The sequence below is a fragment of the Mycobacterium heckeshornense genome (genome assembly GCF_016592155.1).
Classification (GTDB): domain Bacteria; phylum Actinomycetota; class Actinomycetes; order Mycobacteriales; family Mycobacteriaceae; genus Mycobacterium; species Mycobacterium heckeshornense.
In genome coordinates this window covers 3,461,621-3,474,961 of record NZ_AP024237.1, presented here as the reverse complement: position 1 = coordinate 3,474,961, position 13,341 = coordinate 3,461,621, and the positions used below count along the sequence as shown (strand labels likewise).

At 64.9% G+C, this 13,341-nt stretch carries 11 protein-coding genes and 3 riboswitches; of the genes, 2 read left to right on the top strand and 9 right to left on the bottom strand.

All coding sequences use genetic code 11. The features are described from left to right. Positions 1–6: 6 nt before the first annotated feature. Both MHEC_RS16720 and MHEC_RS16715 read right to left on the bottom strand, forming a co-directional pair. On the bottom strand, positions 7–1,740 hold the full coding sequence (locus tag MHEC_RS16720; RefSeq protein WP_071700660.1) for an IS1634 family transposase: 1,734 nt from the start codon (positions 1,738–1,740) through the stop codon (positions 7–9). Between the two features lie 136 nt (positions 1,741–1,876). Further along, positions 1,877–3,238: a WS/DGAT/MGAT family O-acyltransferase gene (locus tag MHEC_RS16715; RefSeq protein WP_048893707.1), complete on the bottom strand. Its 1,362-nt coding sequence runs from the start codon at positions 3,236–3,238 to the stop codon at positions 1,877–1,879. A gap of 112 nt (positions 3,239–3,350) precedes the next feature. On the opposite strand from MHEC_RS16715, the gene MHEC_RS16710 reads away from it, so the two are divergent. After that, a complete protein-coding gene (locus tag MHEC_RS16710; RefSeq protein ID WP_048893700.1) occupies positions 3,351–4,331 on the top strand; it encodes an NAD-dependent epimerase/dehydratase family protein in 981 nt (326 codons plus the stop codon). Between the two features lie 13 nt (positions 4,332–4,344). Here MHEC_RS16710 and MHEC_RS16705 read toward each other — a convergent pair whose 3' ends face one another. The 7 genes from MHEC_RS16705 to MHEC_RS16675 all read right to left on the bottom strand — a co-directional run bounded on the left by MHEC_RS16705 (position 4,345) and on the right by MHEC_RS16675 (position 12,164). Next, positions 4,345–5,106: a GAF and ANTAR domain-containing protein gene (locus MHEC_RS16705; RefSeq protein ID WP_048893701.1), complete on the bottom strand. Its 762-nt coding sequence runs from the start codon at positions 5,104–5,106 to the stop codon at positions 4,345–4,347. 233 nt (positions 5,107–5,339) lie between these two features. Continuing rightward, complete coding sequence (locus MHEC_RS16700) at positions 5,340–6,869, bottom strand: MutS-related protein (protein WP_048893702.1); 1,530 nt, start codon at positions 6,867–6,869, stop codon at positions 5,340–5,342. Continuing rightward, positions 6,866–8,398: a MutS-related protein gene (locus tag MHEC_RS16695; RefSeq protein WP_048893703.1), complete on the bottom strand. Its 1,533-nt coding sequence runs from the start codon at positions 8,396–8,398 to the stop codon at positions 6,866–6,868. The genes MHEC_RS16700 and MHEC_RS16695 overlap by 4 nt, the downstream gene beginning before the upstream one ends. Before the next feature lie 21 nt (positions 8,399–8,419). After that, positions 8,420–8,481, bottom strand: a riboswitch (Fluoride riboswitch). Positions 8,482–8,545: 64 nt separating this feature from the next. Beyond that, entirely contained in the window at positions 8,546–8,878 is a 333-nt protein-coding gene (locus MHEC_RS16690) for a DUF732 domain-containing protein (RefSeq protein WP_160315084.1), read from the bottom strand. A gap of 48 nt (positions 8,879–8,926) precedes the next feature. Next, the gene (locus MHEC_RS16685) at positions 8,927–10,273 is read right to left on the bottom strand and encodes a PPE family protein (RefSeq protein ID WP_048893705.1); all 1,347 of its coding nucleotides are present in this window, start codon (positions 10,271–10,273) and stop codon (positions 8,927–8,929) included. A gap of 10 nt (positions 10,274–10,283) precedes the next feature. Then, positions 10,284–10,583 carry a PE family protein gene (locus tag MHEC_RS16680; protein ID WP_048893706.1) on the bottom strand — a complete coding sequence of 100 codons (300 nt, stop codon included), beginning with the start codon at positions 10,581–10,583 and terminating at the stop codon, positions 10,284–10,286. A 180-nt stretch (positions 10,584–10,763) separates the two neighbouring features. Then, positions 10,764–12,164 (bottom strand): IS1380 family transposase, encoded by a 1,401-nt coding sequence (locus tag MHEC_RS16675; protein ID WP_048893886.1) that lies wholly within the window; start codon positions 12,162–12,164, stop codon positions 10,764–10,766. 474 nt (positions 12,165–12,638) lie between these two features. After that, positions 12,639–12,700, bottom strand: a riboswitch (Fluoride riboswitch). A 167-nt stretch (positions 12,701–12,867) separates the two neighbouring features. On the opposite strand from MHEC_RS16675, the gene MHEC_RS16670 reads away from it, so the two are divergent. Continuing rightward, the gene (locus tag MHEC_RS16670) at positions 12,868–13,176 is read left to right on the top strand and encodes a hypothetical protein (protein WP_048893333.1); all 309 of its coding nucleotides are present in this window, start codon (positions 12,868–12,870) and stop codon (positions 13,174–13,176) included. Positions 13,177–13,258: 82 nt separating this feature from the next. Beyond that, positions 13,259–13,333, top strand: a riboswitch (Fluoride riboswitch). Positions 13,334–13,341 lie beyond the last annotated feature (8 nt).

Genomic DNA, 13,341 nt, shown 5'->3' with positions numbered 1-13,341 from the left:
TGCTGACTACGCGAGTCCGTGGCGGTGTGAGACGCCGAGTAGTTCGAAGGCTCGCCGCTGTAGTGGGGTGGGGTTGGTGATCTTGGTGAATGCCGGCAGGTCGTCGGTGGGCTGGATGTGGTTGGCGCAGATGGTGGCCAGGTCGGCGAGCAGGCTGGTGAAGCTGTGCACCGGGTAGTCGTTTTCGGTGCGTTTGCGCGCTGCCTTGGCCAGCGCTTGATCGGAGCGTTGGGCGGGAGCGACGGGGTCGGCACGTTTGGCGGCGGCGGCGGGTTTGTCGTTGTCCTGGAAAAGGATTGGTGCGAGGGCTTGTTTCATGTGCCAGCTGATGTAGTAGGACAGCATCCGTAGGAGCATGTGCGCGCGCACCCGATCGGCGAGGCGGTGCCGGATGGGTCGCACGTCCAGTTCGGTGTTGAGGGTGCGGAAGAACCGTTCGACGTCGGCGAGGTCCTTGTAGCGCAGCACGACCTCGTCGCGCTGCAGTGTCTGGTCGGGCAGGCTGGTGCGGAGCACGTAGATGCCGTCGAGGGCGGCCTCGGCGGCGATGGCGTCCTGGTTGCGGGAGAAACTGAACGCTTCGTCGGTGATTTGCAGGTCAAAATGCTTGGCCATCTTGAACTTGTTGCGCACCTTGCCCACCCGCAGCGCGATCTTGTCCCGCCCGCGTAGTGGTCGTTTGGCGCGGCGGGTGGCCTCGGCGATGGTCTGTAGTTCGTGTTCGGTGGCCGCCAGCAGCTCGCCGCGTTTGCGGGCACGCTCATCAGCCAGGGCGGGGTTGTGGCAGCACACCAGCCGCTCGCCGGGGTAGTCGGGGTGGGTGATCTCGAACAGGTTCTGCTCGTCGAACAGCGACAGCTGCAGCGCCCCGTCGTCGACCAATGCCTTGATCTGCGGGGCGCGCAGCGCGCTGATCCAATCCAACTGCGCCGGGTGCAGCTCGTCGCGGATGCGCGCGCTGGTGAGCATGCCCCGATCCCCCACCAGGGCGATGGTGGTCAGCCCGAACCGGGTCTTGAGCTTGGTGATCTGGGCGCCCAGGGTTTTCGGGTCGGCGGTGTTGCCGTCGAACACCTCAATGGCGATCGGCACCCCGGCTGGTGAGCACAGCAGCCCGTAGACGATCTGCAACCGGCCTTTGACCCCGTCGCGGGCATGCCCGATTTTCCCTAACGGGCAGGTGTGGCCCTCGAACGCCGCCGAGGACACGTCATAGAGCACCAGGGTTCCGTTGGCCAGATGCCGTGCGGCCAACGAGTTTTCGATGGCATCCTGGCGCTCGACCACCCAGTCCATCGCGTCATACAGGTCATCCTCATCGGCACCCGCCACGCCCAGCACCGCACCCAGGGTGCTGGTGGCGGTCTCGATGCGCAGCCCGCGCGCCATCGCCAGCTTGGAGCCCGGCTCGATCACCGACGCGGCCAGCATGGCGCACACCAAGTCCCGGTTACGCGACGGGGCGGGGTCGATCAGCTCGGCCATGCCCAGCTTGGCGGCGGTGCCCAACACCGCGGCCACATGCCCGTGCGGCAGGCTGCGGGTGATGTCAAACGCCCCGGCCAGATCGCCCGTCCCCGGCAGGCCCTTGAGCGCGCGCTGCAGTTTGTCCACCTTGTGCTCGGGCCAGCGCGACAGGTTGGCCAGCGTGCGGGTTTTCACCTTGCCGTTCTCGCGGTAACTTTCGCGCAACAGCACCGCCGGCGGTGATCCACGGTTGGGCACCCGCGTCACGTACATGATTACTTTCTAGCACAACAGCAGTACGAGAGTAGCGAATTTAGAAAATGACACGCCGAACAAGTCTTGCGAATACATGATTACGCCTTGCCGGCACATGAACACTGAAACACCTGCTCACAAAGCAGAAAGGAAATCAGCCCCCTCTCAGAAGGGGGGAACTTCGGCTTAGCGAAGTCTCCAGATGCCCGAGCATGCGCTGGAGATGCGGCACGCTGCGCCGGCAGCCCACCAGCCCGACGTCCAGGTTCTCGGCGTTGGTGGTGACGGTGATGTTCATCGCCTGACCGTCCAGGGCGATTGACAGCGGGTAATTGCCGACCATCCGCGCGCCACGCCAGTACAACGGCTCCCGCGCTCCCGGCACGTTCGAGATCACGATGTTAAACGGTGGCGGGGCGGCGCGGACGAAACCGGGAATCAACGCGAAGACCAGGCCCCCGGTCATGAAGGCAGACAACGCCAATTGCTGCACCTGTGGTAGCTGCTTGAACACGGTCTTGCTGTCACACATCGAAACATTGATCGCCTCAAGGCGTTTCGCCGCATCTTCGATGTGGGTGTTCAAATTGCACAGCACAGTGCCCACCATGTTGCCGCCGCCGTCACCCTGGTCCTCCTTCCGCAGGTTCACCGGGACCATCGCGACCAGCGGGGCCTCGGGCAGAGCGTCCTGTTCGATCAGGTAGGCCCGCAGCGCACCGGCCGACATCGCCAGCACGATGTCGTTGACGGTGACGCCCGTGGCGGTCTTGATGCGATTGATCCGGTCCAATGACCACGATTGAGCCGCGACGCGCCGGGCACCGCCGATGCGGACGTTGAACATCGTCTTGGGGGCTTGGAACGGCAACGTCAGTTGTTGCTCGAGCAATGCTGCCCGTGCCAGCGCCGCCGTCGAAGGGCCAAGCGTGGTAAGCGATCCCATTGCTCCGGTCAGCAGCTGCAGGGGAGAGCGTCCCGGGCCGCCGCTTTGGCGACGCCGCGGCTTTAGCGCCCACGGCACCCTGACCTCGTCGTCGTGGGGATCCGTGGTGAAGGCCCGCTGCATCAACCGCGCGGCCGACACGCCGTCGAGCAGCGAGTGATGGAATTTGACGTAGACCGCATAGCGCCCGTCGTTCAGTCCTTCCACGAGGTGGGCTTCCCACAGCGGACGATGCCGGTCGAGCAGACTGCCATGCAGGCGCGAGACTAATTCCAACAACTCCCGTACCCGGCCCGGACTGGCCAGCGCGGATCGCCGGAAGTGGTATTCGAGGTCGACGTCGTCGTCGAAAGACCATGCCAGGTTGGTGACCGGACCGAAGAAAGCCGGATGCTTGCGGAAGGTGGGCTGCACGTCAGTACACCCCAGCATCGCCTCGTAGGCCTCCCGCACGAACTCCGTTCCTGCGTCGGCGGGCGGTTGGAAAAGCTGCAAACTGCCGACGTGCATGGGATGCTCGCGCGATTCGCCGAGCAGAAACATCGAATCGGTCGGTGATATCAGCTTCATCATCCTTCTCCCACGCCGGGTGTCTACCTACTTTGTCACTGCAGCACATGCGGGTCATACTCGTTGGGGAATCGCGTGTTTGCGCTCTGAGCTCCCCGGGAACAATGGCCGGATGGGATTGACCGTCTCTGTCACCGGTCCGACCGGAGAAATCGGAATCGCAGCGGTGACGGCGCTGGAACACGAACCCGCGGTGGAGAAGATCATCGGGATGGCGCGTCGCCCCTTCGACCCCGCGACGCTGGGGTGGGAAAAGACCACCTACCGACAGGGCGACATCGTGGAGCGTGAGGCGGTCGACGCGCTGGTCGCCGACGCTGATGTGGTCCTCCACCTGGCGTTCATCATCATGGGCTCGCGGGAAGAGAGCGCCCGAATCAGTCTGCAGGGCACCCGCAATGTGTTCGAGGCGACTGTCACCGCTCAGCGGCCGAGGCGCCTGGTCTACACCTCCTCGGTGGCGGCGTACGGTTACCACGCCGACAACCCGGTCCCGCTGACCGAGGACGTGCCGGCACGTGGATCACCGGAGCATTACTACTCCGAGCAGAAGGCCGCCTGTGAGGCCGCGCTCTCGGAAATCACGGCCGGCTCGTCGCTGGAGGTGTTCGTCCTGCGGCCATGCATCGTCGCCGGCCCGAAAGCCCGCGCGCTCGCCGACGCGATGCCGTGGAACCAGCTGCCCGCCCCCCTGCGCGCGGTCACGGGTCTGCTGCCGGTGTTGAAGCCGGTGTTGCCCGATCCGGGGTTTCCGCTGCAGCTGGTCCACCACGACGACGTCGCCGCGGCGATCGCATTGGCGGCGACGGCTCCGGCACCGCCCGGCGCGTACAACATCGCCGGCGACGGGTTGGTCACCGTGTCAGATGTGGCCAAGGCGCTAGGCGGCCGTGCGGTGCGGGTGCCTGCGGCGGCTGCCTCGGCGGCGTCCGCGGCACTTTCACGGTTACCGTTCATCCCGTCGGCGCTGGAATGGCTGCACGTGGCGCGCGCGTCGGTGGTGATGGACACCACGAAAGCCAAAAAAGAGCTCGGCTGGCAGCCGACCTACAGCTCGGCGGAGACGCTCGCGGCCCTGGCCGCCGCGCTGTGACTGCCGGCTACGGTTAGGCGCCCGGGTTCAACTTGTGGGAGGGCAACTGGCCGCGGTTTTCGATGACCGCCCGGGCTACGTCGGCCAGTTTGATGTTCAGGTCCTGGGAGTAGCGGCGCAGCAAATCGAATGCCTCCCGCTCGGAGAACTTGTGCAGCAACATCAGCATGCCGATGGCCTTGCCGATCTCGCGGTTGCTGAGCAGCCCGCGTCGCAAGGTGGCCGCGTCTTCTCCCTGAGCGATGGCGTTGATGGCCACACTGGCGAACGCGGCCAGCACGATGGCCCGTCCGGCCGACTCGGTGTTGAAACGGTTAGCGGTGTCGCTAAACAGGTTGAGCGCACCGGTTTTGCGGCGATCGACCAGGATCCGAAACCCCATCGCGCCGCGCACCGGTGTTTCCGCGACGAGCCGCGCCGCAAGCTCGGGCCACTGCGACGGCGTGGTCAGGTCCGGTTCGATCTGCGGGGTTTCCTCCTCGATGGCGTCCAGACACGGCCCGTCGCCGACGCTGAGCTCGAGGTCGTCGATCTGCTGCGCGATCCGGTCACTGGCGCCGACGGTGACGTAGCCGCCGTTACGGCGGAGCAGCAGGCTGGCGTGGTCGCATCCGGGGACGATCAGGGTGGCGGCGACGCAGATCGCCGCGTACACGTCACTGGGGTCCGAGCCCTGGTAGATGATCTCGGCGAGGGCAGCGAACACGGTCGCAGGATCCGGTGCCGCGGCGCCTGATGATGACGCACCGGAGCCAACGTCAGGCTCGTTTGCCACGTCATCCCCTCACTTCGGTAATTCCCGGGCCTGAAATGTCAGCGGCGGTTATTGCCCGGCAACGGCCGGGTCAGCAGGACTTATTTATATCGGCTGCCCGCTCGATGGTCTAAGTCCTTCACTATTGTCATGTGCCGGGCGGGCGTCAACTCGGTCCCACTGGCTGCAAGCGATGCTGCTGTTGCGGGCTCCCGCCACCGGGGCCGTCCTGCGCGGGGATGGCGGGCGCGGTTTCAACCAGTTTCAACACCCTTCTGACTGGCGCAGGCGGGCACGCCGAAGATCCGGTGGAACGAGTCCTCGCCGTGGCTCGTCGGTTTGGGCTCTCCGGGCAGTAGCCGGAAGGTGCGTACACCATCGGGTCGGCGCTGGGCGCGCAAGAACAAGTCCGCCGGGTTATGGCGTATGTACAGGCTGTGGGCGAGGTCGTAGAGATGGGTGACGAACACGACTTTGACGCCGCCGTCCACCATGGCGTAAACGATTCCGCGGGCGATTTGCGAACCCTCGCGTTCATTGGTCGAGGCAAAGGATTCGTTACACAACAACAACGATGTCGGCCTGATGTACTCGGCGATCTCACTCATCCGGGCGAGTTCCTCGTCAAGCTTGCCGCGCGTCAGGGTGACGTCTTCTTCGCGTTTGAAATGCGTGAACACGCCGTCGCGGACATTGGCGCGAAACGATTGAGCGGTGACGAACATACCGGCCTGCATCATCACCTGGGCCGCGCCCACACTGCGCAAAAACGTGGACTTGCCACCTTCGTTTGCGCCGGTGATCACGATCAGCGACTTGCCGCCGGCGTCGATGTCGTTGCCGACGACCTTCTTGACGGTGGTCAGACACAGCCCCACATCCCGCAGATCGCGACACTGAAGCTCTTGCACATCGGCCGGTGTTGGCATCGGAAAACACGTCGGGACACCGAACTTGGTGAGCTCATCGCGCAGGTTCAGGCACCCGAGGTAGAAGCCGACCTCGGTACGCAATCGCTCGAAGAATCCCTGGACGTGGTCAGCGGATTGAGTGACGACGTTGGCGACGTCGTTGATGGCACGCCCGGCCAATTCGGTGAGGGCCTGCGCGCCCGCGTCGTCGCGCTCGTCCACCGTGAACCCGCATGTGTCGCTGCGGTTTCCGGTCAACCGTTCCCACCAGCTCCGCCGGGGCGGTTGGTGAAGCATGTAGCGTTCGCCTTTGTTGCCGAGCCCCAGCTGAGCGCTGAGCAAAACGCCGCGAGGCAGCGCTAACTCGCTGAGGTGCTCGTCGAGGCGGCGCAGGTAGTCATCGGAAAGCTGTTCGGCGATCATCGCCACCAACTGCCGAAAGCCTGCGGAGCGGAACTGGCTACCGTGCTCATCGCAGACGCTGCGTAGCTGTTTGAGGTTCTCGGTGAGCAGTTCGAGGACACGGACCGAGCGGCGCAGGATTGACTCGGGATTGCGAGACATCAACCCGCCGAGAAAAACCTTGCGCCGCACTTCGGCGCCGTCCACCGCGATGTCATATATCTGCTGCACCACAGGACGGTTGGCGAGACAGTCGGCCAACACCCGTTGGCGGTAGACGATGACGTCCGGGTCGGCGACGCCCAGCGGCACCACCCGCTTTGCGGTTTCGAGCAGAAACTCGTCACCACCCGCCATGGCTTCGTAGACCCGCCGCAGCTCGAGGTCGTCGTCGATGATGTCCTGCAACTGCCACGGCAGCGTCGGTTTGAGTTCGGGATCACATTCGGGATGCAGCAGACGAACTCTCATCGCCCGATCCTTTGTCGCAGTACCTCAGGGTTCAGTGCGTATTTATCGGCTAACGCCGCGGCGTAGGCCAGGCCGTCCGCCGGCCGCCGGGTGAACTTGAAAGTCCGACGGGTCGGGTCGTCGTGCGCGACTTCACCGACCATGCTGGCGCATGCCGGACCGAGGGTGGACAGTTCGTCGAAGAAGGTGACATAGACGGCCACGCAGCCCAGCTTGATGATGCGTTGGAGAACTTCGGTGCCGATCAGCAGTGCGTCGTCGGCGGTGGTGGACGAGAAGCTTTCGTTCATGATGACGATGCTCGACTTCGTGGCGCGGCAAAGGATGTCGTGAATTCGCACCAGCTCGTCGTCGAGCTTTCCATGCAAGCTCGACAAAGACTCCTGTCGCTCGAAGTGGGTGTAGATGTGGTCGGGCAGCATGAGCTTGGCCCGTCTTGCGGGTATCGGACAGCCCAGTGCGGCCAGATAGGCGCACTGCCCGATTGTTCTGGCGAACGTTGTCTTGCCGCCCTGGTTGGGACCCGTCACTACGAAAATGCGTTCGGGTCCCGACAGGCGAAAGCCGTTACATACGACGGGTTTGTCTTCCTCAACCGACTTGATCGCCAGTGCCAGGTCGAAGGCGTCGTCCACATCGACCGCGGTGGTATCTGTGGTGACTTCCGGAAAAGTGAAAGCAAGCCCGGCCGCGGTGAAGCGGTGCACGAAGGCCAAATAGGCCAGATAAAAGCGGATTTCACGGTCGAAGCGAGCGATGGTGCGTTCGACGAAGTGCTGATTGCGCCGGCAGTATTCGTCGAGCAGTGCGAAGACATCCGGATAGAGTTCGGCGACGCATTCGAGGATCTGCTCCTCGACGTGGTTCATGTCGGGAAAGTCCTTGAGCGGCACACGATAGTCCTTGGTTGCCTCGGTGGCGAACCGGTCGAAGGTTGCGAGTACTGCATTGCTGTAGTCGCTTTGGCCCTCGAATTTGTCGACATGCACCCGCAAGCCCTGGATGTGCACGGTGTAACGAACGTTGCGTAACTCGGCTCGTACCGATTGGGTGTCAGCCACCAGTGCTTTGAAGGCGTCGCTGTCGACGTACTGGTTCACATGGTCGGCGAAGGCGCGCAGTCCGGGAGAAGCCGGCTCGGCCCGGGTCAGATCGTCCCGCAGCGATTCCACCGCGGCGCGGTAGGCTTCGACTGCGTCGACAAACCAGCCTTGCCGTTGCAGTGGATGCCACAGGTGCTGGGCCCGGTCGAGACGGCGCCGCATCGTGCGCATGCCGTCGACGAAGTTTTGGATAGCCCGTCGCGTCTGGTCGCGGTCGAGATCGCGGAATACCCGATGGCGGTAGTCGACTGCGGAAACGTCGCGCAACGGGGCGTAAAAGAAGTTCTCCAGACGATCGTCGGAGTGGCCGCCGGTTACCGCGGCGATGATGTCGTCGAGGTGCAGATCGAAAAAGCAACTCGGAGCCACGTCGCTAGCGACGACCGCATCGGGATAAGGGGAAAGGATGCTGGTAAAGCCCGCCATTGGCACTGACCTCCGCACGTATCCGTGGTAGAAGCCATCAGCCTGGGGTGGCGGTCGAGGCGAGCTTCATCGCCTGGCTTGATGCTACCCGGCGCCGGTTTCGCCGTGCCAATCGACAGTTGGCGGGTCGTCGGGTGTGCCGAGCCACTAGCTGGCAGTTTGGCCGTAGGCCCATTGCATCGCCGTCTGATGTTGGTCAGGGCATAGTTCGCTGGTCGCTGCCCCGATGATCGCCCCGGCATCACGAGTGGTGAAGCCGCCGTTGTTCTTCAGTGTCGAGACCACCGCTGGGACATCGGCCCCGTTGCGCAGCTCGTCGCACGCCGAGGCGCCCCAATGCACGGCGTCGGGTTGCGACACGTAGCTCACGTGGTTTCTGTCCAGTCGTGCGAGATATCCAGCGTGGTCGGGGCTGGCGGGCGCTGCCAGACAAACACCGGCGACGGCGAGTCCACTTGTGAGAGTTAGTGTTCGGAACATCATTCTCCTTAATTAGGTTTTGTTGCTCATCGAATTCGTGGCGCGTCGTCATAGCTGACGGCGCGGCGTTGTGACACCGGAAAGACGTTGTTTCTCGGTGAATTCTTCGTCGGTGAGATCTCCAGATTCGCGCAAGACGGCAAGGGCGAGGTCCCGTAGTTCGGCAGAGATCGCCGTCGCGGGATTGCCCGGCGTTTGTGGCTCCACACGCGTTGCAGGCGCCATCGTAGGCGCACGCTGCTGGCGGGCAGGGCTGACGGTGTTGCCGATGGCGCTCCCGGCCATACCGGCCAGGGCCGTGCCGCTGACTATGCCTTCCGGGGCCATCACCGCCGAAGCGGCGGCGGTGCTGGTGAATGGCAGCGCCAAGGCGGCGGCGCGTATCGCGGGGGCCGCAGTGGCCCAGCCCCGCGGCACGGACAGCGCTCCGAGCGAAGACGCCTGGCCAATGCTGGCCGATACCGGCGGTGTGGTCTTGAAGCCGGCCCCCGCCGGGCCCTCCGGAAGCGGTGGGGGCGGCGGGAACGGCCCGCCTGGCACGCCGCCCCGGATGATGCCTTCGGCGGCCTCGGATCTTTCGCGCTGCTCCTGCAGCGCGATGTTGCGTGACGCCACCGCGGTCGACAGGAAAGAGGCCGGCGCGCTCGTCGACGACGCGGCAGTGCTGGTCGTGGACGCGGTGGCACTGGGGATCGACAGCAACGACAGCAACGACAGTGGCGACGGCGCTGACGGCGGGTCGGCCGCTGTGGGCGCTGCGAGACTCTGCAACGCCCCGGACACGGCCGACATGAGCGACGACGCGTGGGCCGCGGACGACGTGCCGACCGGGTGGCCGACCGCAGCGGCCTGGGCGCCTAACCCGGCCGGGTTCGTGGTGATCGGCGGCGGGGCGAACGGCGTCAGCGTCGCAGCGTGCGCCGAAGCGGCGGCATACCCGTACATCGCGGCGGCATCCTGGGCCCACATCTGTAGGTACTGGGCTTCCGTGGCCGCGATCGCCGGGGTGTTTTGACCCAGGAAGTTGGTCGCGATCAGCGACATCAGCAGGCTGCGGTTGGCCTCGATCACCGGCGGGGGCACGGTCATCGCAAACGCTGCCTCGTAGGCGACCACGGCAGCCTTGGCCTGGGTGGCGACTTGTTCCGCCTGGGTGGCCGTGGCGGTCAACCACGCCGCGTAGGGTGCGGCCGCAGCGGCCATCGACGCCGAGGCCGGGCCCAGCCAGGGCCCGCCGGTCAGCCCCGCGACTACCGCGCCATGTGCGTCCGCGGCAGAGTGCAGGTTGGCGGCCAGCGCATCCCAGGCGGCCGCGGCAGCCAGCATCGGCCCCGACCCCGGGCCGCTATACATTCTGCCGGAGTTGATCTCCGGCGGTAACGCCCCAAAGTCCATGCCGCACCTCTCACCTGGCCGCGATGGCGTTAGCAGCCTCGGTGGCCGCATACGATGCGGCACTGGTATTAAGCGTGGTCGCGAACAGCTCGTGAATGGTCTCGGCTTGGGTGGCGACAGCCTGATACATCTGGGCGTGCATGGCGAATTGCATTGCGGTGAGCGCCGAGACCTCATCGGCGGCGGCGGGGATTACCCCGGTCGTGGGCGCGGCCGCAGCCGCGTTGTGGGCGGCCATCGCCGTGCCGATTCCCCGGAAATCGGCGGCCGCAGCAGCCAGCATTTCCGGCTGTGTGGTGACAAAAGACATGGCTCTACCTCCCTTAGCCTGAATCCGTGGATGAGTGATTTGGTGTCGTCGCGGGGCTGGTTTCTGCACGATTGGGGCGGTTGGGAATGGGGTGGGCATAATTGAGCCGCTGGCCTGCACCAGCTTTCCTGTGTCTTCGGGGTCGGGCCTGGGATGGCAGTTGGGCACGGGAGGTGGCGTTCACCCTGCTCGTGGGATCGCCGGACTGTGACCGATGATGTTGTTCCACAGGGTTTTCCACCCGATCTGCCATGGCCAGTGCGCGGGCAGGTGCAACATCGGCTTACGGGCGGGCGCGGCGAAGCGGGCTGGGATGTTGACCAGGTCGCGGCGCAGGGTCGCACCGCGCGCGACGACGTGCTCACCGCTGGCGAGGGTGCCGGTGGCGCGTAGCAGGTTGTGCGCGATCACCGTGCAGGCCAGCCAGGCGCAATTGGCTGCAAACAGCCCAGAGGGGATATGAGCCAATGGGCCGTCGATGAGGTCGGCGAAGGTGGTCTCGATGATGGCATGGCGGCGGTGGGTGATGTCGGCCTGGGCGGTGGGCAAATCGGAGTTGGTCACAAATGGGTGATAGCGCCACACCGCAAACAGCGCGTCGGGGTAGCGGGCATCTTTGACACGGCGCACGATCAGCCGGACGGTGAGCGTGCGCCCGCCGCCCAGGCGCAGCGTGTAGGGCGTTTCGGCGACCTGGGCATCAGAGATCAGCGCGCCGGTGTCGGGGTCAGCCACCGCGCCCGGGTAGTGCACCGGGGTGTAGGCGTGCTCGCCGATGCCGGCGATGGCGGTGCTGATGCGCTTGTTTCGGGCCACCGACACGGAGAATTCGATACCTTCGGCAACGCAGGTGGCCATCACCTTCTTGGTGCCGAACGCCGAGTCGCCGCGCAGCATGATGGTGCCCGCGCCGCACCGGCGGGCGGTGGTGATGGCCTGCTTGACTTGGCGGGCCGCCGCACGCCCGGAGCCGGCCCGCCCGCTGCGTAGCCGCGCCTCGGCAATCACCGGCGGCGCCTGCGCGGTCGACAGCGTGGTGATCTGCGGTGAAAGGCCCAATCGCAGCAGCGCGCGGCTGGCGATCTTGGCGTGCCCGAACGAGGCGCCCTGCTTGTGGTGTCCGTAGACCGGGCGCAGCAGCGAGTCGATGTCTAAAAACGCGCGCTGCTCGATGCCGGGCAAAAGCGGGGTGTGCGCCGCGAGTGCCACCAGATGCTCGCGGGCCACCGCGGCGAGCTGGTTGGAATGCCCGAAGCTGAACTCGCGCAGGAAGATCCCCAGCGTCGAGGGCGCATACACCTCATCGAAGACCCGCGGCGTGCCGCCGGCGCGCAGCACATTCACATCGTCGATGCTGTCCGCCCCGCACATCATGCCCGCGATGATCGTGGTCAGCTTGCCGGCCGCATTGACCGCGCCCGAGGCCACCCGGGTGCTGGGCAGATCGATGTGCTCGCCGATCAACCGCGAAAGACCGCTCTGCTCAGCCAATTCCAGCACCGGCACCAAACCCGCCGCCGACACCAAATTCTGCTCGTCGAACACGGCGGACTCGGTGCTAAACGTGTATGCTGATTGCACTGGAAATGCCTTCCCGAGCAGGGACTGTTTCGACTTCGACAATCGTTATTGTCCCAGCTCGGAAGGCGTTTTCACTGTTCACACGCCGATCACCAAAGACCGACCTTCCACGGATTCAGGCTTAGAGATATGCCGAGGACCGGCGGGTGAGGGTGATGCAGAGCGCCGTGCTACGGAGGACTCCCCCGAGCCTCTATGGTTCTGTGCGCGGCGTTGCCTACAAACACGCTGTGGCAGAAGCACTTACGAAGCGTCGATTGGGCTTGTGCCGCATGCACCGCAGTGCGTCGCCGCGGTCGGCCGAGCACCTGCCGCACGTGCATTACGGTGTAATCGGGTGCGGGTAACGGACGTTCACACAGCCCGATTCCGCCTATCCGCCGAGTGCCACCGGCACATCGGAAACACCACAGTAGGACCTGAACAAGGAATGCCACCAGCCGCTCACCTAACTTCTACTCGACCCTTGGTCAGTCACGGGTAGAAGCCATTAGCCGGTGTGGCAGTTCAAGGCGAGCCTCATCGCCTGTCCGCGATGTTAGCTCACGGTTAACCGGACGTGCAAGTGAAGACACGCGCGCCACGCCGGCGCGCGATGATGGAACCCGGTGGTGGGGCTCGCCGTAACCGCGGACGGCGCCGACAGTCCCTGAATGTCCTACCAGGGAAGACGGATGTTGACGACAACAGCGCAGGAGCCGTCGTGAGTTCCCCGATTCGCCCAATCAGAAATCCCACTCGGCTCGATGTCATGTTCTGGCTACCACCGGGCGGCACCGACAACGGCGTCTTTGCCAGCGCATGGGCGGAGCTCGCCGACCTTGGGCCCGACGATATCGACCCCGTGCTTAGTTTGCTCGCCGGGGCCGGTATTGGCGGTTACGTGGCTACCCCGGGTGGTCGTTGGCGGCCCGGGCAGGCGGCAATCCGGCGCCTGTGGGTGGATTCACTGCAATATCACCGGGCTGAAGACGTGCTCGTGACCTATCTGCACACTCGAGATCGGTCCTGACCGTTCGCTGTCGGCGATCGCCCGCATCATGGGATCACGCAGCGATCACGCTCGGCTTGACCCACGGCGTTGCCATTGGTTAACTTGCACCGGCGATGGAGCCCGTCCGGAAGCATGACTTCCGAACCGCCACAAGGCTGATGGCTTCTACGAACAAAGGGGTCG

Bases quoted from the DNA above. Each gene is read 5' to 3' on its own strand.
- MHEC_RS16720 (WP_071700660.1), bottom strand. From the start codon at position 1,740: ATGTACGTGACGCGGGTGCCCAACCGTGGATCACCGCCGGCGGTGCTG.
- MHEC_RS16715 (WP_048893707.1), bottom strand. From the start codon at position 3,238: ATGAAGCTGATATCACCGACCGATTCGATGTTTCTGCTCGGCGAATCG.
- MHEC_RS16710 (WP_048893700.1), top strand. From the start codon at position 3,351: ATGGGATTGACCGTCTCTGTCACCGGTCCGACCGGAGAAATCGGAATC.
- MHEC_RS16700 (WP_048893702.1), bottom strand. From the start codon at position 6,869: ATGAGAGTTCGTCTGCTGCATCCCGAATGTGATCCCGAACTCAAACCG.
- MHEC_RS16695 (WP_048893703.1), bottom strand. From the start codon at position 8,398: ATGGCGGGCTTTACCAGCATCCTTTCCCCTTATCCCGATGCGGTCGTC.
- MHEC_RS16690 (WP_160315084.1), bottom strand. From the start codon at position 8,878: ATGTTCCGAACACTAACTCTCACAAGTGGACTCGCCGTCGCCGGTGTT.
- MHEC_RS16685 (WP_048893705.1), bottom strand. From the start codon at position 10,273: ATGGACTTTGGGGCGTTACCGCCGGAGATCAACTCCGGCAGAATGTAT.
- MHEC_RS16680 (WP_048893706.1), bottom strand. From the start codon at position 10,583: ATGTCTTTTGTCACCACACAGCCGGAAATGCTGGCTGCTGCGGCCGCC.